The 22,205-nt window shown below is 70.2% G+C and carries 26 protein-coding genes; 6 read left to right on the top strand and 20 right to left on the bottom strand.

What is annotated here, in order from left to right:
• Positions 1–23: 23 nt before the first annotated feature.
• The 5 genes from AB0D18_RS26260 to AB0D18_RS26240 all read right to left on the bottom strand — a co-directional run bounded on the left by AB0D18_RS26260 (position 24) and on the right by AB0D18_RS26240 (position 6,174).
• Complete coding sequence (locus AB0D18_RS26260; RefSeq protein WP_362423273.1) at positions 24–875, bottom strand: hypothetical protein; 852 nt, start codon at positions 873–875, stop codon at positions 24–26.
• Between the two features lie 86 nt (positions 876–961).
• Complete coding sequence (locus tag AB0D18_RS26255) at positions 962–3,145, bottom strand: aminoglycoside phosphotransferase family protein (protein WP_362423270.1); 2,184 nt, start codon at positions 3,143–3,145, stop codon at positions 962–964.
• Between the two features lie 178 nt (positions 3,146–3,323).
• Positions 3,324–4,181, bottom strand: coding sequence for a GntR family transcriptional regulator (locus AB0D18_RS26250; RefSeq protein WP_362423268.1), 858 nt, complete (start codon positions 4,179–4,181; stop codon positions 3,324–3,326).
• Positions 4,182–4,471: 290 nt separating this feature from the next.
• Complete coding sequence (locus AB0D18_RS26245) at positions 4,472–5,176, bottom strand: HAD family hydrolase (protein WP_362423265.1); 705 nt, start codon at positions 5,174–5,176, stop codon at positions 4,472–4,474.
• 110 nt (positions 5,177–5,286) lie between these two features.
• A complete protein-coding gene (locus tag AB0D18_RS26240; protein WP_362423261.1) occupies positions 5,287–6,174 on the bottom strand; it encodes a winged helix-turn-helix domain-containing protein in 888 nt (295 codons plus the stop codon).
• 173 nt (positions 6,175–6,347) lie between these two features.
• On the opposite strand from AB0D18_RS26240, the gene AB0D18_RS26235 reads away from it, so the two are divergent.
• Positions 6,348–6,539 (top strand): hypothetical protein, encoded by a 192-nt coding sequence (locus AB0D18_RS26235; protein ID WP_362423258.1) that lies wholly within the window; start codon positions 6,348–6,350, stop codon positions 6,537–6,539.
• Positions 6,540–6,608: 69 nt separating this feature from the next.
• On the opposite strand, the gene AB0D18_RS26230 is transcribed toward AB0D18_RS26235, so the two are convergent.
• Complete coding sequence (locus AB0D18_RS26230) at positions 6,609–7,454, bottom strand: winged helix-turn-helix domain-containing protein (RefSeq protein ID WP_362423255.1); 846 nt, start codon at positions 7,452–7,454, stop codon at positions 6,609–6,611.
• Positions 7,455–7,724: 270 nt separating this feature from the next.
• On the opposite strand from AB0D18_RS26230, the gene AB0D18_RS26225 reads away from it, so the two are divergent.
• A complete protein-coding gene (locus tag AB0D18_RS26225) occupies positions 7,725–7,910 on the top strand; it encodes a hypothetical protein (protein WP_362423252.1) in 186 nt (61 codons plus the stop codon).
• A 69-nt stretch (positions 7,911–7,979) separates the two neighbouring features.
• Here the strand turns inward: AB0D18_RS26225 and AB0D18_RS26220 are convergent, their stop codons facing one another.
• From AB0D18_RS26220 to AB0D18_RS26210, 3 genes are all read right to left on the bottom strand, one after another.
• The gene (locus AB0D18_RS26220; RefSeq protein WP_362423249.1) at positions 7,980–9,296 is read right to left on the bottom strand and encodes a GNAT family N-acetyltransferase; all 1,317 of its coding nucleotides are present in this window, start codon (positions 9,294–9,296) and stop codon (positions 7,980–7,982) included.
• Positions 9,297–9,320: 24 nt separating this feature from the next.
• Positions 9,321–10,292 carry an asparaginase gene (locus tag AB0D18_RS26215; protein ID WP_362423246.1) on the bottom strand — a complete coding sequence of 324 codons (972 nt, stop codon included), beginning with the start codon at positions 10,290–10,292 and terminating at the stop codon, positions 9,321–9,323.
• Between the two features lie 67 nt (positions 10,293–10,359).
• Positions 10,360–11,007, bottom strand: a complete 648-nt coding sequence (locus AB0D18_RS26210; protein WP_362423243.1) for an ABC transporter substrate-binding protein — start codon at positions 11,005–11,007, stop codon at positions 10,360–10,362.
• 148 nt (positions 11,008–11,155) lie between these two features.
• Here AB0D18_RS26210 and dtd point away from each other — a divergent pair, with 148 nt between their 5' ends.
• Both dtd and AB0D18_RS26200 read left to right on the top strand, forming a co-directional pair.
• The gene (dtd, locus tag AB0D18_RS26205) at positions 11,156–11,581 is read left to right on the top strand and encodes a D-aminoacyl-tRNA deacylase (RefSeq protein WP_362423240.1); all 426 of its coding nucleotides are present in this window, start codon (positions 11,156–11,158) and stop codon (positions 11,579–11,581) included.
• Positions 11,582–11,629: 48 nt separating this feature from the next.
• Positions 11,630–12,343 carry a hypothetical protein gene (locus AB0D18_RS26200; RefSeq protein ID WP_362423237.1) on the top strand — a complete coding sequence of 238 codons (714 nt, stop codon included), beginning with the start codon at positions 11,630–11,632 and terminating at the stop codon, positions 12,341–12,343.
• Between the two features lie 53 nt (positions 12,344–12,396).
• Here the strand turns inward: AB0D18_RS26200 and AB0D18_RS26195 are convergent, their stop codons facing one another.
• Genes AB0D18_RS26195 through AB0D18_RS26185 form a run of 3 tightly spaced genes read right to left on the bottom strand, consistent with a single transcriptional unit; the run spans position 12,397 to position 14,443 of the window.
• Entirely contained in the window at positions 12,397–13,362 is a 966-nt protein-coding gene (locus tag AB0D18_RS26195) for a folate-binding protein (protein ID WP_362423234.1), read from the bottom strand.
• Positions 13,363–13,383: 21 nt separating this feature from the next.
• Entirely contained in the window at positions 13,384–13,824 is a 441-nt protein-coding gene (locus tag AB0D18_RS26190; RefSeq protein ID WP_362423231.1) for a Fur family transcriptional regulator, read from the bottom strand.
• Positions 13,825–13,870: 46 nt separating this feature from the next.
• On the bottom strand, positions 13,871–14,443 hold the full coding sequence (locus AB0D18_RS26185; protein ID WP_362423228.1) for an FABP family protein: 573 nt from the start codon (positions 14,441–14,443) through the stop codon (positions 13,871–13,873).
• 289 nt (positions 14,444–14,732) lie between these two features.
• Between AB0D18_RS26185 and AB0D18_RS26180 the strand changes: the two genes are divergently transcribed.
• Positions 14,733–15,095, top strand: coding sequence for a DsrE family protein (locus AB0D18_RS26180; protein WP_362423225.1), 363 nt, complete (start codon positions 14,733–14,735; stop codon positions 15,093–15,095).
• Positions 15,096–15,129: 34 nt separating this feature from the next.
• On the opposite strand, the gene AB0D18_RS26175 is transcribed toward AB0D18_RS26180, so the two are convergent.
• From AB0D18_RS26175 to AB0D18_RS26140, 8 genes are all read right to left on the bottom strand, one after another.
• Positions 15,130–15,390, bottom strand: a complete 261-nt coding sequence (locus tag AB0D18_RS26175; protein WP_362423222.1) for a DUF3099 domain-containing protein — start codon at positions 15,388–15,390, stop codon at positions 15,130–15,132.
• Between the two features lie 418 nt (positions 15,391–15,808).
• A complete protein-coding gene (locus AB0D18_RS26170) occupies positions 15,809–16,096 on the bottom strand; it encodes a DUF1416 domain-containing protein (protein ID WP_362423220.1) in 288 nt (95 codons plus the stop codon).
• Between the two features lie 34 nt (positions 16,097–16,130).
• Positions 16,131–16,976, bottom strand: coding sequence for a sulfurtransferase (locus AB0D18_RS26165; RefSeq protein ID WP_362423217.1), 846 nt, complete (start codon positions 16,974–16,976; stop codon positions 16,131–16,133).
• Between the two features lie 228 nt (positions 16,977–17,204).
• Complete coding sequence (locus AB0D18_RS26160; RefSeq protein ID WP_362423585.1) at positions 17,205–17,291, bottom strand: putative leader peptide; 87 nt, start codon at positions 17,289–17,291, stop codon at positions 17,205–17,207.
• 278 nt (positions 17,292–17,569) lie between these two features.
• Positions 17,570–18,265, bottom strand: a complete 696-nt coding sequence (locus AB0D18_RS26155) for a DUF2993 domain-containing protein (RefSeq protein WP_362423214.1) — start codon at positions 18,263–18,265, stop codon at positions 17,570–17,572.
• An 87-nt stretch (positions 18,266–18,352) separates the two neighbouring features.
• A complete protein-coding gene (locus tag AB0D18_RS26150) occupies positions 18,353–19,807 on the bottom strand; it encodes a hypothetical protein (RefSeq protein ID WP_362423211.1) in 1,455 nt (484 codons plus the stop codon).
• Between the two features lie 8 nt (positions 19,808–19,815).
• Positions 19,816–20,070 carry a MoaD/ThiS family protein gene (locus AB0D18_RS26145; protein WP_362423208.1) on the bottom strand — a complete coding sequence of 85 codons (255 nt, stop codon included), beginning with the start codon at positions 20,068–20,070 and terminating at the stop codon, positions 19,816–19,818.
• Positions 20,071–20,121: 51 nt separating this feature from the next.
• Positions 20,122–21,069 (bottom strand): alpha/beta fold hydrolase, encoded by a 948-nt coding sequence (locus AB0D18_RS26140; RefSeq protein ID WP_362423205.1) that lies wholly within the window; start codon positions 21,067–21,069, stop codon positions 20,122–20,124.
• A gap of 278 nt (positions 21,070–21,347) precedes the next feature.
• Here AB0D18_RS26140 and AB0D18_RS26135 point away from each other — a divergent pair, with 278 nt between their 5' ends.
• A complete protein-coding gene (locus AB0D18_RS26135) occupies positions 21,348–22,130 on the top strand; it encodes a response regulator transcription factor (RefSeq protein WP_362423202.1) in 783 nt (260 codons plus the stop codon).
• Positions 22,131–22,205 lie beyond the last annotated feature (75 nt).

Raw genomic sequence — 22,205 nt, 5'->3', positions numbered from 1 at the left:
TCCCTCCGGGGGGGGGCGTGAACTCAGCTGCTGCCGCGCCGCGTTGACGTGGCCGCCGCCAGCCGCCACATCCCGTCGAAGTGCTTGACCCAGTGGTCGACGGTCTCGACCGCCTCCTCGGTGCCCTCCTGCCGGGTCCGGATGTGCAGGTTGGTGTCGAAGCCCTTGGGGTCGTAGAACTCCCGCCGGAGCTCGGGGTGGCGCTGGCGCGTGGTGACGTCGTACAGGCCGTGCAGGACGACGTCACCGTTGAGGATGCACACCTTGTCCCGGGGAATGCCGCGGAAGCTGCGGTACTCGAACCGGGCCTCGACCCGCCGGTCCTCCGCGAACTGCTCCTCCAGGCCCAGGAGTTGCTGCTCGTAGTCCCGGCAGGACCGGGCCACCCGCTCCCTGAACTGCCGGTCGTCGACCGGCTCCCCGTCCGTGCCGACGGCGGACGGCACCGCCATCTCCACGCTGAAGTCCGGCACCAGGATGCAGATGGTCACCTTGCGGGTCCGCCTGGGCGACTCCAGCAGCGCCTCCAGCCGGTGGTACACCTCGTTGAAGAGGGTCTCCCCGGTGTATCCGATGAAGCGGACGCTGACCTCCCGGGCCCGGAAGGCCTCCCGGATGTACGGGCCCAGCTCCCGCGAGTTGATCCGGACGCGCGCCTGTGGCCGCTCGCCCGCACCCACCAGCCCCTTGACCGCGTCGTACAGCACGTACGCGATCAGGCTGAGCAGGGCGCCGCCGAGGAACACCTTGTCCTGCAGCGCGTCCCCCACCGGCTTCACGAACTGGGCCACCACACCGGTGACGGCGACGCCCAGCAGCACCACCCGGACCGCGACCGCCTCGACCTTCGCCAGGTACCACCGCAGACCGCCCACCGCCGGAGCACCTCTGCGTCCACCACCGTCCCCCGGCACGCACCACCGCCCTCCAACTGCACTGCCCACACGAGCAGTTCAGAGGGTCATGGTCGCCCCAGGGGAAGCGCGAGGGCAAGGTAGGGGTTCATGACACGTGGGTGCCTCAGCCCCAGCGAGGCGGTGGCCGCGCGCAGTGTCATCGCGTACGAGTCGACAGCACGCCGTACGTTCGGGGCGTCCAGGCTCGCGCCGGTGACCAGCCGGTCGAGGTCGACGTAGGCGGAGCGGACGAGCTCGATCCACCGGTAGGTGTGCATGTCACGTGCCCAGCCCTCGACGTAACCGGAACCCCTGCCCCCCAGCCCCTTCGTCCAGCGGTCCAGCATCCGCTGTCGGATCTCCCGGCTGTGCGGCGCCAGGTGGAGGTGGCGCATCAGGTCGTAGAGCGGGTCCCCGACCACCGCCATCTCCCAGTCGATGATGGCGAGTTGGCCGAATCTGCCCACTCGGACCAGGTTCCACGGGTTCAGGTCCCCGTGCAGCAGAACGGGCACCCGCGGTGTGACGGTGCGGTGGTGCAGAATCGTTTTGAGCTGTGCCGCGTCGGGGAGCCCCAGCTCCAGCGCCAGCCTCAGCGACTCCTGGGGAAGCGAGGCGACGAGGTCCACGAGCCGGTCGCTCAGCCAGCGGTAGAAGCCGCCCGGTGCCAGCCCCGGCTCCAGCCCGTCCACGGGTACGTCCGCGAGCGTCACCAGCTGATCGACCAGGCTGTCCGCCTCGTACGGTGTCAGCCCGTCGACCGGGTGCACCGGCGGCTCACCGTAGGGCCCCTCGTAGGAGTGCACGGCGAACGCGTCCGACCGCACGCTCTCCCCGAGCGCCAGCACGCGCGGAGCCCTGATGCCGCTCTGCCCCGCGAGGGCCGTCAGCACCGCGGTCTCGTCGTTGTAGCACTGCTCCCGGCGCGTCGCCGCGCGCAGTTTCCGGCGTACGACCACCGCCTCGCCCCGCACGTGCACCACGGTGTTGAGGTGCCCGGTGCCCTTGAAGACGCAGTGCGAAGGAGCCGCGCCCTCGGCCGCCAGCGCCTGGGCCACTTCCTCCTCGGAGAATCCCCCGGGGCTCACCCAGATCACGTCGAGCGGCCGGTACGCGCCCTTGCCGTCCCGGCCCGCCCTGGCCGCGTGCCACCGGGAGAGGATCTGTGCGATCTCCGCGATGTCCGGCACTTCCCCCAGCCGTAACGGCCCCCTGGCCACGGCAAGGGCCTCCGACACCGCCTCCGCCGCCTCCCGCAGCCCCACCGGTTCGCGCTCACTTCCGAGGGACTGGGCCGCGCGCATCACATCCGGGTAGACCGACTGGGCGTACTCGTAGGCGAGGTAGTGCGGGAGGTCGGTGTCCAGACCGTTCGCCGCCTCGGGTCTGGTCCTGCGCATGGCCCGCAGCCACGCCCCCTTCACCTCCTCCAGCTGGCTCTGCGGATACTTCATCCGTACGAGATGGACGGCCAGGTCGTGCAACGGGTCGCCGAAGCTGGCGAGTTCCCAGTCCACGAAGACCAGCGGCGGTGCCGTTTCGTACGAGACGATGACGTTGTCGCGGTGCAGATCGGCATGCAGCAGACTGAACGGCCGGCGCACCATCGACGGCACCCGGTCGGCGAACGCGCTTATCGCGTCCTGCGGAATGCCCAGCGCGGCGAACAGCCCACCGAATTCGGTCCAATTGGCCTGCCGGACGTCCCGGTCCGTGAGCATGGCCAGATGGCGCAGGAACGTACGGCTCTGACCGTCGCGCGGCCAGTCGGGCGGCAGCTCGGGCAGCTTCCCCCTCCCCACCCTGGCCATGTCCGCCAACTGCCCCACCAGGGCCTCGATCAGCAGCGGGTCGACGGGCTTCCCGTTCTGACAGATGCTGGAGAGCGGGACACCCTCCACATAGCTGACCACCGCGGAGTGGCTGCTCTTGGCCAGACAGCGCGGCACACCCGGCAGCACGCCCCGGAGCGCGTCGAGGATCTGCGACTCGTCCTTCCAGGTCCTGACGACGACCGGCAGTGCATCCTTGTTGCGCAGCCGCACGGTGACCTGCGTCCCGCAGGGCCGGCCCACCAGGCGCGCCATGGGCTCGGTCAGCGGGGTCACGAAGTTCCGGTTGTGGAATCCGCCGCTCATCTCGCCGGTACGGATCGCAGCCTCGACGAACGCCGGGTACACGTGCACCGAAGCGGGCTTCGGCGCCTTGGGTTTCGGAGCGAGGAGCGCAGCCGTCGGGGGACCTTCCACAAGCCGCTCCCGGCAGGTCGAACAGTGACATCAGAGGTGGGTCACGTTAGTGGCAGAACGAGGTTTGGGCGCGACGGGTTACCTCATTGGTGCGAGACGTGTCGTACAGAGGTGCCTGAGGCACGGAAACGGGCACGTGTGGCCGAGCACCCGACGCAGGTACGGGACGGGCAGCGCGTTACGCGACGAGAAGGTCCCAGAGGGAGTCGAACCACTCCTGGGAGGCGTCGACGAAGAGCGAGCCGACGGACTCCGGGTCGTTCGCGTCCTTCTCGTACCGGAAGAGGGCGGCCCGCAGCCCGAGGACGTCGATGGTGTCCAGCTCCTCACCGTCGTCGAGCTCGATCCGCCGCTCGACGATCTTGTAGTAGCCCTGGAGCGCGATCGTCCTGTTGAAGAGATAGAGCTTGGAGTGCGGGGTCAGCGGGACCCTTTTGATCTCGACCGACACTTCGGGGACCAGCCGGTCCCGCCGCAGGCCTTCCAGATTGACCTCGATCAACTGACTGTGCAGCGAGCTGAGTTCATGCATGCGCCGCGCCAGCCGGTCGTCCTGCGAACGGTCCTTGGGGCTCGGATACGGCATGCGCATGTCCTCGCGGGGAAGCAGCAGCCGGATGGCGATGCGGCTCGGGCGGATCTCACCCTCCCGCACCCGCCTGACCTGTGCGCTGAGGTGCGTGCTCAGCGTTTCCGAAGTCAGGCTGAAGACGTCGAGGATGACTTCTTCCGCCTCGAAGGCCTGATCGACGACGGTCTGCAGCAACCCGGGCCCCGGCTCCAGCGAGTGGGTCCGCTGCGCCATGATGACCTTGGTCCCACTCCCCTGCCGTGTCTCGATGTAGCCCTCAATGACGAGTTCCCTGACTACGCGCTGGATGGTGTCCCGGGACACCTCGTACCGCTCGGCCAGCACACGCTGCGAGGGCAGCTGGGAGCCGACGGCGTACGTACCGTCGGACATGGCCGTATGCAGCGCCCCCAGCACACGCCGGAACGCCTCGCCGCCTCGGTCACCGCCCGTTGCGCTCGTCACAGCAAGAACGTACCTCTCCCGGAGCTGCGGCAATCCAATTACCGCCAACTGGAGGGAAGTTGGACAGATTGCGTTAGTCGATCTGCCGCAAAGGGGACCAACCCTACAAGCCAATCAGCCCAATTGGACGGCTGCTTGCCTCAGGGAGGGAACAATCTCATGCAACTCATCGGCCTCTTGACCGACGCAATGGCCCAGTCCCACGAGGTCCAGCTCTTCACCCTCGGCCTCCTCTTCGGCGGCTACTGGTACGGCCGAAAGGCCCGCTGAGCGCCGGGAAGCGTCCCCTTTCAGGGCCGCACCTCCCCCTCAGTCACCAGCGTCAGCACGTCCTCCAGCGAGTCCACCACCGCCTGCGCCCCCGCGTTCCGCAGCCGTGCCACCCTGCGGGCGTCCTTCGCGTAGCCGAGGAAGGCGACGCCCGCGCGCTGGGCGGCGTACAGGTCGGACGGGGTGTCGCCGATCATCAGCGACTTGGCGGGGTCGGCGCCCAGCGCGTGTAGGGCGCGGTCGAGGCAGTCCGGGTGGGGCTTGAGGAGGTCCAGACGGTCGGTGCGGCCGTAGATGTGACGGTCGAAGCAGGGGGCCAGGCCGCGCCGCGCGAGGTAACGGGAGGCGGCCTTCGGGGAGTTGTTCGTGGCGATGGCCAGGGGGATGCCGCGCGCCGACCACTCCCGTATCAGATCGTCGACGTACGGGCTTGGGGCGGCGGACCGGGTTGCCCTCAACTCCTCGTCGGTCAGGGCCTGTTCAAGGTCGCGGACCAGTGCGCTGTCGGGGTGCGTGGCGGCGATCGCGCGCAGTACCGCGTGCGGGTCCTGCTGTTCTTCGGCGGCCATCGCCGGAACCTCGATGCCGCGGTCGGTCAGCCAGTCGACCATCCGGTCGGCGATGTCGTGCGCCCGGTGGCCTGCGAAGAGGCCGCAGATCGGGCCGTCGAAGTCGAAGAGGACGCAGGTGGCGCCGGTGATCGAGTGCGCTGCCTGCTCGATCACCGACGCCACCTCCTCGAGGTCTGGGTTCAGGCCTGGGGTCAGGTCTGAGGTCCGGTCCGGGGTCAGGTCCGGGGTCAGGTCCGGGGTCAGGTCTGTGGTTTCTGGGGTCACTAGGAGAGTGTCAGGCCCGACGTGATGGTGTTCCAGAGTGCGTCGAACCAATTTGCGGACTGGTCCACGAAGGCCTTGTCGCGCGGGCCCGCCGCGCTCTCGAAGCCGAAGAGGACGGACTCCGTGCCCAGGGCGTCGTACATCTCCAGGTTGATCTCCTCGATCTCCTCCTGCCGCTTGGCGACCGTGTAGTACGCGAAGAGCGCCTCGGCACCGTTGAAGACATACAGCTTCAGCGGCGGGGTGAAGGGCAGCGCCCGGAAGGTGACACTGACGTCGATGCCGTGCGTGCGGCGGAGGTTGTTGAGGTTGTTCTTGAGGACCTGGCCCTGTGAATTGCGCTGTTGCAGCCAGCGCTGGTGGACCAGGCCCCCCTCACCCGGCCCAACCCCCTTGGGGAAGGCCAGCTCGATGTTGCGCGCGGGCAGCAGGACGCGCACCGTCACGCTGTGGGGCTTGATGCGGTTCTCGTGGATCAGCTTCAACGGTTCCGTCATCGCCAGCATCAACGATTCCGCAGTCAGGCTCAGCGCGTCGATACGGACGTCGTCGGCCGAGAACGCCTGCGTCAGGCGCGGGCCCAGCGCACTGAGGGTCTGCTGCGGACGGCCCGTCGCCGGGTCGCCGCCCGCCGCCGAGGGGACCGTCGCCGCCACCCGCGCCGGGGCGCCCCTCGTGGCCTCCGTCAGCAGGCCCTCTTCGTGCAGGATGCGCAGGGCCTGGCGGATCGTGCCGCGCTCCACGTGGAACTCTTCGGCCAGCCGGGACTGGGTCGGCATCTGGTCGCCGGCCGCGATGTCCCCTCTTCGGATGCGGTCGCGCAGGGTGTCGGCCACTTCCCTGTGCGAGCGCTTTCTTTCGTTCCCTGAACTGTTCTCGTCGCTCACGCCACAACGCTACAACTAGCAGCCATCTAGCGGGAGTTGTTGGGATGTTGTTTATGGATCGCGACCAAGTGGGGACAACTTCGGTGTAGTTGGCTGTCACTTGGCAGACCTGGCAGAGGCAGCGTCGCCTCCCCGCCACCCGCTCCAGCGCCGCCCCCGAGGGAGGGACCCCCATGCCTGCTCTGCTGCTGCTCTCCGCCGTCGTCGTCATCGGATTCGAGAAGTTCGTCGAGTGGCGCTACGGGGCCCCGGGCGCCATCGGTCTCCTGCTGCTCGGCATCGGCGCCAAGGCCAAGAGCCCCGCCTGCGCCGGGGTCGGCGCGACCGTACTCACCCTGCAGGTGGTCGGACCGGCCGCCTCGTAGCGTCCCGGGCCACCGGGTCTCCCGGGCCACCGGGCCTCCCGGGCCCCCGGATCTCCCGGGCCACCGGGCCTACGGCTCGGTGGCCAGCGTCAGGTCCTGACTGATCGTGTTCCAGATCGCGTCGAACCACAGCTGCGACTGCTCCACGAACGTCGAGTCCCGCTGGCCGCCCGCGTCCCGGTCGAAGGGGAACAGCATCGACCGCGTGCCCACCGTGTCGTACATCTCCAGCGGCTCGCGGTCGTCGAACTGCTCCTCCTGCTTCGTGATCATGTAGTACGCGAAGAGCGCCTCCGAGCCGTTCAGCAGGTACAGCTTGACCGGCGGCGTGAACGGGAGCGCGCGGAAGGTGATGCTCACGTCGATGCCGTGCGTACGGCGCAGATTGCGGAGGTTGTGCTGCAGGACCTGGCCCTGCGCGTTGCGCTGCGAGAGCCAGCGCTGGTGCAGCCGGGCGTCGCTGCCGTCCGCGACGGGGGTGGGAAAGGCGAGGTCGATGTCGCGGCTCGGCAGCAGCACCCGCACGGTCACCCTGGTCGGTCCGATCAGGCCCTCGTGGATCAGCCGCAGCGGCTCACCGAAGGCGAGGGTGAGCGAGACGGCGGTCAGGCAGAGCGCGTCGATCTCCACGTGGTCCGACCGGAACGCCTCCGTGATCCGCGAAGCCAGCGCCACCATCGTCGGCTGCGGCGGCGCCACGTGCGGGGCCAGGGCGGCGGGGGCGTCGTCCGCGACCGTCGCCGGAGCACCCTTGGTCACATTGATGAGCAGGTTCTCCTCCTGGAGGATGCGGAGCGCCTGGCGCACCGCGCCCCGCTCCACCTCGTACTCCCTGGACAGCTCGGCCTGCGTCGGCATGCGGTCGCCCGGACGCAGCTGCCCGGCCCTGATCCGGGCCCGCAGCGCATCGGCCACTTCTCGGTGCGACCTTTTCCGACCGTTCACGGCAGCGCCAGCTGTGCTCACAACCAGAACACTACAACTTCACGCCATCTAACGGGAGTTGTTGGCGAACCTGGTTAAAAGTTCTTGTTCGATGGGGACAACTTCATCAGAGTTGGTCGCCAACTCCCTCCAGATGGCCCAACTAGGGGCCACGACAGGGAGGTTGGCGAAAGACTCGCCAACCTCGCCACCCGCTCAGCCACCGCGCAATCACCGCTCAGCCCTCAGGGAGTGATCACCATGCCGCTCGTCGCACTCCTCGCCCTCGGCGTCTACTTCGTCGGCGAAATGATCCAGGACAAGTTCGGCCTGCTCGGAGTCGCCGCCGTCGGCTTCCTCACCGTGGGCGTCAAGACGAAGAACACCGCCTGCCTCAGCATCGGCACCATCGCCCTCGTCATCCTCGGCCAGTCGGCCGTCAGCTGACCCAGCCAGCCGGCCGTCGACCCAGCCAGTCGGCCGTCGACCCAGCCAGTCGGCCGTCGGCCGAGCCACTCAGAAGACGTCCGGACACCAAGGCTCCCGCACCGTCCTGAACAGCGCGTCCACCCGCGCCGCCGCCCCGTCCCGCTCCTCCGTCACCAGGTCCAGCGCCGCCATCCGCACCGCCGACCTGCCACCCAGATACAGCGCACCCAACTCCCGTACGTCCAGAGTCAGTTCAGCACTCTGCGTGGTGGGCGCGCAGGCCCCCGTCCCGTCCGCCGACACCTCCAGCCGGAACCGGCCCGCCGCGAGCCCCAGCCGGTCCCGCACCTCCAGCACCACCGCGCCGCCACCCTCGTACGGCCTGGCGTACGTCCGTGCCTCCAGCGCCCGTACGACGTCCAGCACCCGCACCCACAGCCAGTCGGCCGACGTCACCAGCCGCGCCGCCCGCGGGTCCGGGAGCAGGTCGGGCAGCAGGTCGTCCGGTGCGCGGTAGCCGGTCCGCACCTTCGCCACCCAGTCGATCGAGCACAGGAAGTGCCACAGGGCGCGCTCGGCCGCCGGGGTCGTGCTGATCAGGCTGCCCACCTGCACCGTGTTCAGCGGCTGCTTGCTGTCGCCCCACTTTTCGTCGGCGCGGTAGGAGACCAGCCCCTCCACCTGCCCGCCGCGCCCGGCCGGCGCCCGGTACACGGCGAAGAAGGTCGGCTTGTACGGGTCGAAGGAGTACTCCGTGAGCCCTGTCCGCGCCTCCCACCAGCTCGTACTCCGGTCAATCACGCCGGCCTGGCCGGCCCGGAACCGCTCGTGCAGCTCGGGGCCGGTCTTCCGGACGTCCGCCGGGTCCACCAGGTCGATCCGCCCGCCGCACTCCGGGCCCGCCCACCGCGGGTCGAGGCCGGTGCGGTGCGTGTCGATCTCCCACTCGCTGACCGAGGTCGCGTGCCCGAAGCCGTACCGCCCGTAGATCGGGTACTCGGCAGCGATCAGCGTCGCGACCGCGTCGCCGCGCTCCTTCGCCTCGGCGAGGTCCGTGCGCATCATCCGGCCGAGGATGCCGCGCCGCCGGTGGGTGGGCGAGACGGTGACGCTGGAAACCGCGTTGGACTGCACGAACTGCCCGCCGGGCACGGTGAGTTGCTGCGTGAAGGACCGGTACGTCGCCACGCACCGCCCGGCCTCGAAGGCCCCCCGCGCCCGGGGCAGGTCGGTGTGCGGCAGCCGCAGTTCGAGGTCCTTGGCCGAGTACGGCTGGGCCAGCAGGAACCCGTTGTTCTTGGCCCGCGTCCAGTCCGCGAAATCGGCCTCGGTGACAGTACGTACATCTACGGAATCAGCACCGGCGAGGGCACTGTCGGGGCCAGGGTCAGCATGGGCAGTCATCCGCCCACGCTAGGCACCCCTCCCTCAGAATGTCGCCCGGATTTCTCCGACCTTGACCGGGCCCCCGAGCAGCGGCACGTCCGCCATCCTGGCCACCACGTCGCCGTGCACGCCCAGCTGTTCCAGCGCCCTGGCCAGCACCGGGCCGAGCGCCCGCCCGGCCCCGTCGTCGATCTTGAAAGCGAGGGCCCGGCCGTCCGGCAGCGCCACCGCCTGCACGGCCTCGGCGCCCATCTTCGACAGCACGCCGGGCACCTCCCGCATCAGCCAGGTGTCGGGCCGCCGGGTGCCCGCCACGTACTCGGGGTGCGCCCGCATCGCGTCCGCGACCCGGCGCTCGGGGGTGCCTTCCGCCGCGAGCACGAAGTGCCGGAAGGCGCGCGCGAGACCGGTGAGGCTTATCGCCATCAGCGGGGCCCCGCAGCCGTCCGTGCCGACCGCGGTGACCTTCTCGCCGCTCGCCCGCTCCACGCACTCCAGGACCAGCTGCTGGAGCGGGTGGGACTGCTCCAGGTACGTCGCCGTGTCCCACCCGTTGAGTGCGCACGCGGCGATCATCGCGGCGTGCTTGCCCGAGCAGTTCATGGTGACCCGCTCGCGGACCTTCCCCGCCGCCAGGTACGCCTCCGCCTCGACGGGGTCCAGCGGCAGGTCGGGCGGCGTCTGGAGATCGTCCTCGGTCAGCCCGTACTCACTGAGCATCTTGCGTACGAGATCCAGCTGGAAGCCCTCGCCGGAGTGGCTCGCGGCGGCCAGCGCGAGGCGCTCCCCCGAGAGGTCGAGGCCGGCCCGCAGCACGGCCGCGGCCTGCATCGGCTTGTTGCTGGAACGGGGGAAAACGGGAGCGACCACGTCACCGAGGGCGTGCTCCACACTGCCGTCGGCCGCCAGGACCACCAGCGAGCCCCTGTGATGGCCCTCGACGAAGCCGGATCGGACGACTTCGGCGAGAACCGGGGGTATGGCGGGGGTGGTGGCGGTGGCGGTGGGAGTCATCGTCGGCTCGGCCTTCCGGACAGGGATCCGCCCCGGGGCCGGCCGCCCGGGGTCGCCGGTGGTGGGCTCAGAGGAGCAGATCGTCTACTTGTGCTTCGCCCTCACGGTACCTGCGCGCGATCTCCGCACTGCAATCGTCCGCGGTCCGCTGGAGCCGCTGCCGCTGCCGGGAAACCTGCTGCTCATAGCCCAGGAGCCGGCCCATGCCCGCATGCAGCTCCTGGTCCGTTCGGGCGCCGAGGTCGGACAGCTCGACCTCCGCGAGCATGTCGCGGGCCAGCTGCCGGTACTCCTCGGTACGCGGCGTGGACAGCGTGACGTGCCGGGCGGATGACCGGTGCGTGGACGGGCTGTCGGCGAGGATCTCCGACAGCCGCTCCACCACCGGCGTCTGCGGCCCGCCCCGCCGGCCCAGCTCGGCCCGCAGGATGTCGATACGGCCGTGCAGCAGCCGCCGTACGTAACTCAGATCGGCCTCGTCGCGCTGCGCGCCCTGGCGCAGCGTCCGCAGCTCCGGCAGACCGAGAACACCGAAATCGGGCTGCGGAACGGCGGGCAGAGAGTCCTGGACGCCCTGCTCCGCACGCGGAGCATGTGGAGTACGCGGAGTGCGGGGAGCGGGTGTCCGTACCGCCTCCACCGCCCCTGCCCCTGCCGCACTCGCCAGCTGCATCGGTACGGGACCGGACGGCTGCCCGGTGCCAGAAGTGCTCATGGATTTCCGTCCCCTCGAACGGTGCGGCGCACCGCCTTGACCCGCATCGTGCCACTCCTTCCCGCACCGACGCAGGCACACTGCACCCGTATGGCCCTTGCATCGCGGAAATCGAAAGAAGGCGCCGCGGGAAGGCATCATGGGCGTCATGCGAGCTGTGGTGCAGAGAGTGGACGGCGCGAGCGTCGTCGTCGGGGGCGAGACGGTCGGCGAGATCGTGGGCGAGGGCCTGTGTGTCCTGGTGGGAGTGACGCACGAGGACACTCCGGACAAGGCGGCGCAACTCGCGCGCAAGCTGTGGTCGGTGCGCGTCCTCGAATCCGAGAAGTCCTGCTCCGACGTGAATGCCCCCCTTCTCGTCATCTCGCAATTCACCCTGTACGGGGACGCCCGCAAGGGCCGCCGCCCCACCTGGAACGCTGCGGCCCCGGGCGACGTCGCCGAACCTCTGGTCGACGAGGTGGTGGCGCAGCTGCGGGCGCTGGGGGCGACGGTGGAGACGGGCAGGTTCGGTGCGGACATGCGGGTTTCACTGACGAACAACGGGCCGTTCACGGTATTGATCGACGTCTGACGACCGTCCGCGGGGGACGGTGCACCGCCACCGAGGGGGACCTGCACGATGCGCACGCGCGCGCTTTTCTCATACGTACTGATAGCTGCCGGCCTGACTGCCGCCCTGAGCGCCTGCGGTTCCGGCGGACCCGAGTCGTACGCCGAGGCAACGGTGGCGATGACCGAACGGGACCTGCACGACGCGACGCTGCGGGACAAGGAGGTGCCCGGCTACACGGTGTCCGCCTCCCGGCTCACCGAGAACGCCAACCTGCCCGCCTGGCGCACCGCGGACGCCAAGTGCGCGCCGCTGCTCGACGCGCTGGGCCCCGGCACCCTGGGCGCGGTCCGCTCGGCGTACGTCACGGTCGGCTCGCGGACCGGCGGCGTGCAGCCCATGGGCCTGAAGCTGGGGACGTACGACAGCGACGGCGCCCGGCGGGCCATGGACAGGCTCTCCGGCGCCGTCGGCTCGTGCCGCGGCTTCGACCTCACGGGCCCGCTGAACCGGGCCTACCGGGTGAGCGTCGAGCTCCCCTCGGGACCGGGGAGCGACGCGGGGACCACCTACGTCCTGGACGCCCAGCCCCTGGACCCCCGCAACGGGCCCGTCCGGCACGAGGTGTACGCCGTACGCACCGGCAGCCTGACCACGGTCGCCACCGTGGACAACACGCTCTCGGCGCTGCCGGGTTCGCCGCCCGTGCTGGACGCGGCCCAGGTGAAGTCGATCCTCGACCGGCAGGTGGCAAAGCTGAAGCGGCCCGTGGACGAGCTCTGATCCACGGTCTGCGCCCGCGGTCTGCGCCTACGGTCCGCGCCCGCGGTCCGCGCCTACGGCTCGACGACGACTTCCTGAGCCGCAGCCGTGTTCCCGGCCATCAGCTCGGCGTCCACGGCCACGTTCCGCTTGACGAGTGCGAGCGCGATGGGCCCGAGCTCGTGGTGGCGGGCGGAGGTCGTCACGAACCCGATCTGCCGGCCTTCGGGCCCGTCGGCAGCGAGCCGCACCGGCGTTCCCGACGGCGGCAGGTGCACCTCGCTGCCGTCCAGGTGCAGGAAGACCAGCCGGCGCGGCGGCTTCCCCAGGTTCTGGACGCGGGCGACGGTCTCCTGCCCCCGGTAGCACCCCTTCTGGAGGTGCACCGCGGTCCCGATCCACCCCAGCTCGTGCGGGATCGTCCGGTGGTCGGTCTCGAAGCCGAGCCGCGGCCGGTGGCCCTCGACGCGCAGCGCCTCGTACGCGAGGATCCCGATCGCGGGCCCGTGGTCGGCGGCGAACGCCTCCAGCTCCTTGCGCGGCAGGAACAGGTCCCGCCCGTACGGCGTCTCCCGTACGACCACGCCGTCGGGCACCGCGGTGATGGACCCGGCCGGCAGCCAGAGCACCCCGAACTCGCCCGTCCGGTCCGCGACTTCCACCCGGTAGAAGAACTTCATGCTCTCCAGGTACGCGATCAACTCCCCCTGCGTCCCCGGCTCGACGTGCACCCACGTCGTCTCGCCGTCGTCCACCAGGTAGAGCGCGTGCTCCACGTGCCCGTTGGCGGTCAGCACCAGCGCCTCGGTGGCCTGCCCGGCGGGCAGTTCGCTCACGTGCTGCGTGATCAGCAGATGCAGCCAGCTCAGCCGGTCCGATCCGGTGACAGCGATGACCCCCCGGTGCGAGAGGTCAACGAAACCGGACCCGTCGGCCAGCGCACGCTGCTCGCGGAACAGATCGCCGTAGTGCGCGGCGACGCCTTCGTCACGCCCCTCGGCGGGAACGGCACCGGGCAGGGAAAGGAGGGGGCTCGTCATGTTCCCCAGCGTACGACCCGCCTACGACTCGGTGCCCTTTGCCGCCTTCGCCGTGCAGTCCGCACACCGCCCGAAGATCGCAAAGTGCTTCATATCGGTCTCGAACCCGAATTCGCCGCGCAGTTTGGCGATGAAGTCACCGGCCACGGCCACGTCCGCTTCGATGACGTTCGAGCAGTCGCGGCACACCAGATGAAGGTGGTGGTGCCGGTCGGCGAGGTGATAGGTCGGCGCCCCGTGCCCCAGATGGGCATGACTGACCAGCCCGAGCTCTTCCAACAGCTCAAGGGTCCGGTAAACAGTCGAAATATTGATCCCCGACGCGGTCTTCCGCACCTGCACGAGGATGTCGTCGGGCGTCGCGTGCTCCAGCACGTCCACCGCTTGCAGCACGAGCTCCCGCTGCGGCGTCAGCCGGTAGCCGCGCTGTCGCAGGTCACTTTTCCAGTCGGTGCTCACCACGCGGCCCAGTGTAGGCAGCGTGGCGAGCATTCGGCCTGTCTCCGGCTCAGCGGAAGAAGGCGATCCCGTCGTCGGGCAGGTCGCCGAGGCCCTTCGCCATCTCCTCGACCTCCTCCGGCGTCACGGTCTTCTTCAGGTGCGCCGACATGTACGGGCGCAGCTCGACCTCGGGGGTGGCCTTCTCGCCGACCCACATCAGGTCGCTCTTCACGTAACCGTAAAGACGCTTTCCGCCGGTGTACGGACCCGAGGCGGCGGTACGCGCCACCGCGTCCGTCACGATGTCGATCTGCGGCTTCTGGGCGGCCAGCTCGCCGTACCAGATCTCGACGACACCGGTGTCGCGGGTCATGACGACCTCGACCTTGCGGTCCTTGTCGATGCGCCAGAAGCCGGACTCGGTCTCCAGCGGCTTCACCTTGTTGCCCTCGGCGTCGAGGATCCAGGAGTGCGAGACGTACTCCAGGAAGTCGCGGCCGTCGTGGCTGAAGGTGACTTCCTGGCCGAAGTTGGCCTTCTCCTGGCCGGGGAAGTCGGTGACTCCCGCACCCGTCCACTTCCCGAGGAGGAAGACGAGGGGGACGAGGTCCGGGTGGAGGTCGGACGGAATCTCGATCATGAGTGGCTCAGGCGATCTGTGTGGAGGGGTGACGGCTCACTGCCCGGTACGTGCATACGTGCGTATGGGCTAGCGCTGGCCCTGGTAGAGCTTCTTCACGGCCAGTCCGGCGAAGGCGAGGACGCCGACGCAGACCAGGACCAGCAGGGCGGAGAAGACTGCCTCAAGCACGGGGTGCTCCTTGGGACGATCGAGGTGCGGGATACGGGCCGGGTCCCAGCTTAGTCCGCCGGGGCCCACCGCTCTCGGTGAGGTCCGCGCGGGCCCGTGCCGGGCTTACAGTGCCCGCATGTCGAAGAAGCTCGTGATCAAGGTGACCGCCGGGGCCGATGCGCCCGAGCGGTGTTCGCAGGCGTTCACGGTGGCGGCGGTGGCCGTGGCCAGTGGGGTGCGGGTGTCGTTGTGGCTGACCGGGGAGTCGGCGTGGTTCGCACTGCCGGGGAAGGCGGCGGAGTTCGAACTGCCGCACTCGGCGCCGCTGCCGGACCTGATCGAGTCGATCCGGGCGGGCGGGCAGATCACGCTGTGCACGCAGTGCGCGGTACGCAGGGACATCGGCGAGGACGATGTGCTGGAGGGCGTACGGATCGCCGGGGCGCAGGTCTTCGTGAGCGAGGTCATGGAGGACGGCGTCCAGGCACTCGTCTACTGAGCCCGCACTGAGCCCGCACTGGGCCCACATCTGCTCACTGATGCTTCTTGCGCCCGTCCAGCTCGTCCCACCAGTCGTCGGAGCGGGGGTCGCCCGTCGTCTCGTCCCACCAGCGGTCGTCGGGCCCCTTGCGGTTGGCGACCATCGCCGCGAAGGGCGGGATGAGGGCGGCGACCACGCACATCCCGACCGCCAGGGGAACCGACCAGAGCCGCACGAATGCGCACGCCGAGATGAAGAGGACGAGGCACGTCCCCATCATCACGAAGTAGACGCGACGACGACGCTCGTACATACCTCCACCGTACGACCGGGACGGGAAAAGCGGCACGGAGCGCACGGAGCCTCGGCGCGGGCATGGCAAAAGGGCCGCACCCTTCGTCACAGGCATGGCGTCCAACCCCCTGCGGGTGCGGCCCTCCGGCCGGTCCGAGCACCCCGGCCCGCGCCAGACCCCGACGGACGGAGTCCGGCGCAGCGACCCGAAGCCCGGGAGGCGCCCCCGGCGCCGAGCGGTGCGAGGGGCGCATGAAAAAGGCAGAAGGGCCGCACCCTTCGTCACAGGCATGGCGTCCAACCCCCTGCGGGTACGGCCCTCCGGCCGGTCCGAGCACCCCGGCCCGCGCCAGACTCCGACGGACGGAGTCCGGCGCAGCGACCCGAAGCCCGGGAGGCGCCCCCGGCGTCGAGCGGTGCGAGGGGCGCGTGGAAAGTCAGACGGCGATCGCGACCTCCGCGAGGCCACCCGTCTGGGCGACGACCGTGCGGTCCGCCGTGCCGCCCGGGACCAGGGCGCGCAGCGTCCAGGTGCCCTCGGCCGCGTAGAAGCGGAACTGGCCGGTGGCGGAGGTGGGGACCTCGGCCGTGAATTCGCCGGTCGAGTCGAGGAGGCGGACGTAGCCCGTCACCGGCTCGCCGTTCTTGGTGATGCTGCCCTGGATGGTGGTCTCACCGGGCTTGATGGTCGAGGCGTCGGGGCCGCCGGCCTTTGCTCCACACATGTGCGTACTCCAGAAGTCCGAAGGGGAGAGGGGCTTACTTGTTGGCGCCGAGCTCGATCGGCACGCCGACCAGGGAGCCGTACTCGGTCCACGAGCCGTCGTAGTTCTTGACGTTCTCGACGCCGAGCAGCTCGTGCAGGACGAACCAGGTCAGGGCCGAGCGCTCACCGATGCGGCAGTACGCGATGGTGTCGCGGGCGAGGTCGACCTGCTCGGCCTCGTAGAGGGCCTTCAGCTCCTCGTCGGACTTGAAGGTGCCGTCGTCGTTGGCGTTCTTCGACCACGGGATGTTGCGGGCCGAGGGGACGTGGCCGGGGCGCTGCGACTGCTCCTGCGGGAGGTGCGCGGGGGCGAGGAGCTTGCCGCTGAACTCGTCGGGCGAACGGACGTCGACCAGGTTCTGGGAGTCGATGGCCGCCACGACGTCGTCGCGGTAGGCGCGGATGGACTCGTCCTGGGGCTGGGCCTTGTACGAGGTGGCCTCGCGCTGCGGGATCTGCGCGCCGTCGACCAGGTCGCGGGAGTCCAGCTCCCACTTCTTGCGGCCGCCGTCGAGCAGGCGGACATCGCCGTGGCCGTAGAGCTTGAAGTACCAGAAGGCGTACGACGCGAACCAGTTGTTGTTGCCGCCGTAGAGGACGACGGTGGTGTCGTTGCCGATGCCCTTCTCGGAGAGGAGCTTCTCGAAGCCGGCCTGGTCGATGAAGTCGCGGCGGACCGGGTCCTGGAGGTCCTTGGTCCAGTCGATCCGGATCGCGTTCCGGATGTGGTTCTTCTCGTACGCCGAGGTGTCCTCGTCGACCTCGACGAGCGCGACCTTCGGGTCGTCCAGGTGGGCCTCGACCCAGTCGGCGTCGACCAGTACGTCGGTGCGGCTCATGTGTTTCTCCTCCGGGGCAGTTTCGGGGGGATACGAAGTGCGGGTTCGCGGTTCGCGGTGCGGTTCGGGTTGCGCGGTGCGGTTCGGATTGCGCGGTGCGGATTGCCTGTGCGGGGTGCGTGCCGGTACGGCGGCGGGGCCGTGCGTACGGCGGCGCGGTGCGGCGGGGTGGGCGCAAGTAGCCCTGGGGAAGCGGGAGTTCGGGGCGTCGCGCCCAGCGGTCCCCGCTCAGACGGCGCGGCGACAGAGCATGGCGGCGACGCGGCACAGGTCTACTGCCCGCCGCTTCGTGAGGTCCGCCTGTCGCTGCTGCATGGGACCGATCGTAGGGACGTGCGGGGGTGCGTGTCACCGGCGTGTCGGATGGTGAGACGAGATCGTCTGCTGGCTGAGACGCGAAGAGGGGCCGGGGTGTCGCTCCCGGCCCCTCGTCCCGCTTGTGCGTCCCTCCGTCCTGCGGAGTGGACCATTCCGTCTCGCCATCCGGAGAATGGGTGGCCGGCGGGTCACCTGACGGGTCGGCGGACCGTCACCAGCCCCGCCCGCACACTCACCCGGCCGACCGCACGGTCATCCAGACCCCAGCCGTACCCTCAGCCGGCCAGGTGCACGTTCGTGCCCGTGACGCCGATCTGCATGCCGGTCTCGACCGGGGTGACCTTGTCCAGGACCAGGCCGTTCGGCAGGCCGCCGATCGGGCGTTCGAAGTCGATCTTCTTGCGGATCATGCCTTCGAGGCCGGGGATGCCCTGCCCCGGCACCTCGTCGGCGCGTACCGCGATCGACTTGCCGTTGTTCTTCAGGCTGACGCTGGACAGCACGCTGCGCCGGATCTCCCGGCCGAGCACCGAGACCGTGCCGGTGACCTTGACCTTGCCGTTCCCGCCGTAGGCGAGCTTCACGTCCTTGTCGCCCGCCGCACGCGTCAGGTCGTCGTACGAGATCACGGCCGTGCCGGTGGCACGCGCCGCAGTCGCGGAGGAGAAGTTGTTCGACAGGGTCACGTCGTGGAGTTCGGCGGTCATCCGGCCGACCTTCAGGCTGCGGCCCTGGGCGCTCGCCTCGACGCCGTCCATCGTGACGTCGACCTGGTCGAGCTTCTTGCCGAGCACCTGGGTGAGGAAGGGGAAACCCTTGATGTCGATCTGTGGTTCCGCCGACAGCCCCTGGCTGGTGCGGACCTTGGCCGCGACCTCGCCCTCGGCGTAGTTGACCGCGAAGCGGTCCGCGACGGCGAAGATGCCGCCGACGATCACCACCAGGATCAGAAGTATGCGTAGTGCGCGCATTGTCGGTGTTCCCCCACCTGCGATCGTTGGCCCCCGTACGGGGAGTGAGCCTAACGGGTGGGGTTCACACCAGCCTCAGGGATCACATCAGGCGAAGGCGCGGCCCAGCAGGTACACCGCGGGCGCGGCCAGTGCGAGCGGCAGCGCGACGCCCGCCGTCATGTGCACGAACTTCGACGGGTAGTCGTAGCTCGCCACCCGGTGCCCGACCAGCGCGCACACCCCGGCGCCGAGGCCGATCACCGCACCGCCCGTGCCGAGGCCGGTGGCCCCGCCCGCCGCGATCCCGGCGCCCGCCGCCGCGAGCAGCGCGACACCGACCGAGGCGGGTACGGGCAGCGGCAGCGCGCGGGCGACGATCGCGGCGGCGACCGCGAGTCCGCCGACCGTCATGGCCTTGGAGTCGGCGGCCAGGTGCCCTGCGGCGACGACGGTCAGCGCGGCCGTGGTGACCCCGGCCGTCAGCGCGTACATCCGCTCGTCGGCGGGCATCCGGTTGCGCAGATGCAGGACGACGGTCAGCAGGACCCACACGCCGAGCGTCCCCAGAATCGCGGCGGGCGCGTGCAGGGCGTCGACGGCGAGAAGCGCGACGTCCGCGACCAGACCGCCGAGGAACGCGAGCGCGATTCCCTGCCTGGCCGGCCACATCCCGTTCAGCCGGAACCAGCCCGCAGCCGTCACCGCCTGCAGCAGCACCACCGGCACGACCAGCGCGAACTGCCCGAACACGGCCGCCCCGGCGAGCAGCGCCGCCAGCACCGCGGTCAGCAGGGCGGGCCTCATGCCGGGCTCTATGATCGGCGACCGCCCTTCCGCGCGGGCCCGCTGGGCGTCGGTGATCCGGGTGTTGCCGCGGGTCGCCGGGGAGCTGTAGGCGGGGGCGGAGGTGGAGGGCGTCTCGTACGGGGCGGGGGCCGGGGTCCCGGCCTGAGGGGACGCGTAGGAGGGCTCGGGGGTCTGGAGCGGGCTCTGCATGGGGACCTCGGGCGGCAGGGGGTACGAGCCGGAGGGGCTGGTGGGGCCGGAGGGACCGGTGTGGCCGGTGTGCCCGGTGTGCCCGTTCTGCGGCGGGAGGTAGGCGGTGTCAGCCGCGGCCGGAGCCTGGTGCTGCGGGGCCTGGTGCTGCGGAGCCTGGTGCTGCGGTGCCTGCTGGACCGGCTGGTACTGGGTGTCCCAGGTCTGCCCCTGCCAGGTCTGCGTCGCGTACGGGTCCTGTGCGGCGGCGGGTCCCGGGTACGACTGGTGCTGCTGCGACTGCTGGTGCTGCTGCGGCTCCGGGTACTGCTGGTCACCGTACGAAGGCTGCGGGGCCTGCTGGGCCTGCTGGGCCTGCTGGGCCTGCTGGGCCTGCTGGGCCTGCTGGGCCTGCTGGGCCTGCTGGGCCTGCTGGGCCTGCTGGGCCTGCTGGCCATACGGATCCTGCCCGTACTGACCCTGTGCGTACGGATCCGGTGCATACGGATCCTGCCCGTACTGGTCCCGCCCGTACTGGTCCTGCCCGTACGGCGGCGGGTACTGCTGGTCGTTGCTGCTGCTCATGGTCTCGGTCACCCTCCTGCGAACGGTGGGAGCACCTCGACCGTGCCGCCTTCGGCCAGCCGTACCGTGCCGTGGTCACGTTTCCCGACGGGGTCGCCGTCGATCAGGAACGAGCACCGCTGGAGCACCCGCACCAGCTCCCCGGGGTGCTGTGCGCGCACCGCGTCCAGTGCCTCGGCGAGCGTTTCGGCCGCGTACGGCTCCTCGCCGGTCCCGGCAGCGGCCTTGGCCGCCGCCCAAAAGCGGATGGTTCCCGCTGCCACAGCGGCACTCCTCTCGCGCAACTCCCACAGCCCTCGGGTCCCTCGGGCTCCTCAGCTGTCCATGATGGGCCATCCGGCCGCCCGTTCCGGCGAACGATCAATGGCCCACTCCGCGATGCGGGCCAGCAGCGCCGCGTCCGCCGCGTTCTCCGCATGCCCCATCCCTGGCTCGATCCACAGTTCCGAGCCGGGCGCGGCCGCGGCGAGCGAGCGCGGGTGGTCGAGCGGGAAGTAGGGATCGCGGTCCCCGTGCACGACGAGCAGCGGTGTCGGCGCCAGATACGGTGCGGCCTCCACCGGCGACAGCGGTACGGGGTCCCACGCCCCGAGGTGAATCCGCGTACGGAATCCGGCCCTCCCGACCAGACGCCCGGCCGGTCGCGTCACCACCCAGTGAAGGCGCCGCATCGGGGCCGTCCCCCGGTAGAACCACCGGGCCGGAGCACTGACCGCCACCACGGCATTCACCCTGGCGTCCACCCCGACGTCCACCCCGACGTCCGCCCCGGCAGTCACCCCGGCGCCGACCGCCACCTCACCGTCCGCGCCCGAGCGCGCTTCCGTGCGCCCCCTCTGCAACGCCTCGTACGAAAGTCCGTACAGCGCCCCCTGCCGCAGCACCACGGACCCGCCCATCGAGAACCCGACGGTGGTCACGTACCGGTGCCCCAGCGATCTCCCCCAGGCGATCGCGGCGGCCAGGTCCAGCACCTCCCGGTCCCCGACCGTCGAGCGCCCGCCCGACCTCCCGTGCCCCCGGAACGAGAACGTGATCACGGCCCCGTACTGCGCGAACACCCGGGCGGCCCGCCGCACGGCCGGCCGCTCGGCGGACCCCGTGAAGCCGTGCGCGAGGACGAAGAGCGGGACCGCCGAGGGGGCTGCAAGAGGGGCAGGACCCGGCTCGTACACCGCCTCGACGGACACCGAATCGCCCGTACGGAGCGTGCTCCGCCGGGCCGTCGGAGTGACCAAGGAAACAGCGGAGGCGCCTGTCATGTGGGCTATTCTGCTGGGCAGAGGACTCGGGCACCGTTGCCCCCGGGTCCTTTTGTGCTTTCCGGGAGACCTAAAAAGCTCGGAAAGAACAGGGCAAGAGAGCAGGAAAACGGGCACGTCGGACCCCGGGGCGCGGGGGCCTTCGACCTAGTAGTACGAAACAGAAGCAGTACGAAGCAGTGCCGTAAACGTCCTCGCAGGGACCGAGGAGGAACCGACGTTATGGGCGAGCGAACCGTGCACGAACCGGAAATGAAGCTGTGGGCAGGTGGAGCGCGATGAGCTCTCTGCTGCTCCTCACCAATGCCCTCCAGCCGTCGACGGAGGTGCTTCCCGCCCTCGGCCTGCTGCTGCACAGCGTGCGGGTGGCCCCCGCCGAAGGCCCCGCACTCGTGGACACCCCTGGTGCCGACACGATCCTGATCGACGGCCGGCGCGACCTCCCGCAGGTGCGTTCGCTGTGCCAGCTGCTGCGCTCCACCGGCCCCGGCTGCCCGCTGATACTGGTCGTCACGGAGGGCGGTCTGGCCGCCGTCACCGCCGACTGGGGCATCGACGACGTACTCCTGGACACGGCGGGGCCCGCGGAGGTCGAGGCGCGGCTGCGGCTCGCGATGGGCCGCCAGAACCTGGCCGCCGACGACATCCCCACCGAGATCCGCAACGGCGACCTGTCGGTCGACGAGGCGACGTACAGCGCGAAGCTCAAGGGGCGGGTCCTGGACCTGACCTTCAAGGAGTTCGAGCTGCTGAAGTACCTGGCGCAGCACCCTGGCCGGGTCTTCACCCGGGCGCAGCTCCTGCAGGAGGTGTGGGGGTACGACTACTTCGGCGGCACGCGGACGGTGGACGTGCACGTCAGGCGGCTGCGCGCGAAGCTCGGCGTCGAGAACGAGTCGCTGATCGGGACCGTCCGGAACGTCGGCTACCGCTTCGTGGTGCCGGAGAAGCCCGAGAAGGCGGAGCCGAAGCCGGAACAGGAGAAGGCCGCGGGCCGGGAGGCCGAAAAAGCCCGTGCGCGCGCCTCGGCGTCGGTGGCGCGGCCCGAGGCCGGGTCGTAGGCCGGGTTCGCCAGGCCCGCAGGTCCGCAGGTCCGTAGGCCAGACGGAGGAATCACTCGTACCGGAGTAAGAAGG

The organism is Streptomyces sp. NPDC048442, from assembly GCF_040651475.1.
Lineage (GTDB): Bacteria > Actinomycetota > Actinomycetes > Streptomycetales > Streptomycetaceae > Streptomyces.
The sequence above is the reverse complement of the archived record's forward strand: the minus strand, read 5'-3'. Positions and strand labels throughout refer to the sequence as shown.

Coding starts and splice junctions, on each gene's coding strand:
- dtd (WP_362423240.1), top strand. CDS start 11,156: ATGCGAGCTGTGGTGCAGAGAGTGGACGGCGCGAGCGTCGTCGTCGGG.
- AB0D18_RS26160 (WP_362423585.1), bottom strand. CDS start 17,291: ATGCAGCAGCGACAGGCGGACCTCACGAAGCGGCGGGCAGTAGACCTG.
- AB0D18_RS26180 (WP_362423225.1), top strand. CDS start 14,733: ATGTCGAAGAAGCTCGTGATCAAGGTGACCGCCGGGGCCGATGCGCCC.
- AB0D18_RS26210 (WP_362423243.1), bottom strand. CDS start 11,007: ATGAGCACTTCTGGCACCGGGCAGCCGTCCGGTCCCGTACCGATGCAG.
- AB0D18_RS26200 (WP_362423237.1), top strand. CDS start 11,630: ATGCGCACGCGCGCGCTTTTCTCATACGTACTGATAGCTGCCGGCCTG.
- AB0D18_RS26140 (WP_362423205.1), bottom strand. CDS start 21,069: ATGACAGGCGCCTCCGCTGTTTCCTTGGTCACTCCGACGGCCCGGCGG.
- AB0D18_RS26220 (WP_362423249.1), bottom strand. CDS start 9,296: ATGACTGCCCATGCTGACCCTGGCCCCGACAGTGCCCTCGCCGGTGCT.
- AB0D18_RS26215 (WP_362423246.1), bottom strand. CDS start 10,292: ATGACTCCCACCGCCACCGCCACCACCCCCGCCATACCCCCGGTTCTC.
- AB0D18_RS26185 (WP_362423228.1), bottom strand. CDS start 14,443: ATGATCGAGATTCCGTCCGACCTCCACCCGGACCTCGTCCCCCTCGTC.
- AB0D18_RS26135 (WP_362423202.1), top strand. CDS start 21,348: ATGAGCTCTCTGCTGCTCCTCACCAATGCCCTCCAGCCGTCGACGGAG.
- AB0D18_RS26150 (WP_362423211.1), bottom strand. CDS start 19,807: ATGAGCAGCAGCAACGACCAGCAGTACCCGCCGCCGTACGGGCAGGAC.
- AB0D18_RS26165 (WP_362423217.1), bottom strand. CDS start 16,976: ATGAGCCGCACCGACGTACTGGTCGACGCCGACTGGGTCGAGGCCCAC.
- AB0D18_RS26235 (WP_362423258.1), top strand. CDS start 6,348: ATGCCTGCTCTGCTGCTGCTCTCCGCCGTCGTCGTCATCGGATTCGAG.
- AB0D18_RS26195 (WP_362423234.1), bottom strand. CDS start 13,362: ATGACGAGCCCCCTCCTTTCCCTGCCCGGTGCCGTTCCCGCCGAGGGG.
- AB0D18_RS26155 (WP_362423214.1), bottom strand. CDS start 18,265: ATGCGCGCACTACGCATACTTCTGATCCTGGTGGTGATCGTCGGCGGC.
- AB0D18_RS26225 (WP_362423252.1), top strand. CDS start 7,725: ATGCCGCTCGTCGCACTCCTCGCCCTCGGCGTCTACTTCGTCGGCGAA.
- AB0D18_RS26175 (WP_362423222.1), bottom strand. CDS start 15,390: ATGTACGAGCGTCGTCGTCGCGTCTACTTCGTGATGATGGGGACGTGC.
- AB0D18_RS26170 (WP_362423220.1), bottom strand. CDS start 16,096: ATGTGTGGAGCAAAGGCCGGCGGCCCCGACGCCTCGACCATCAAGCCC.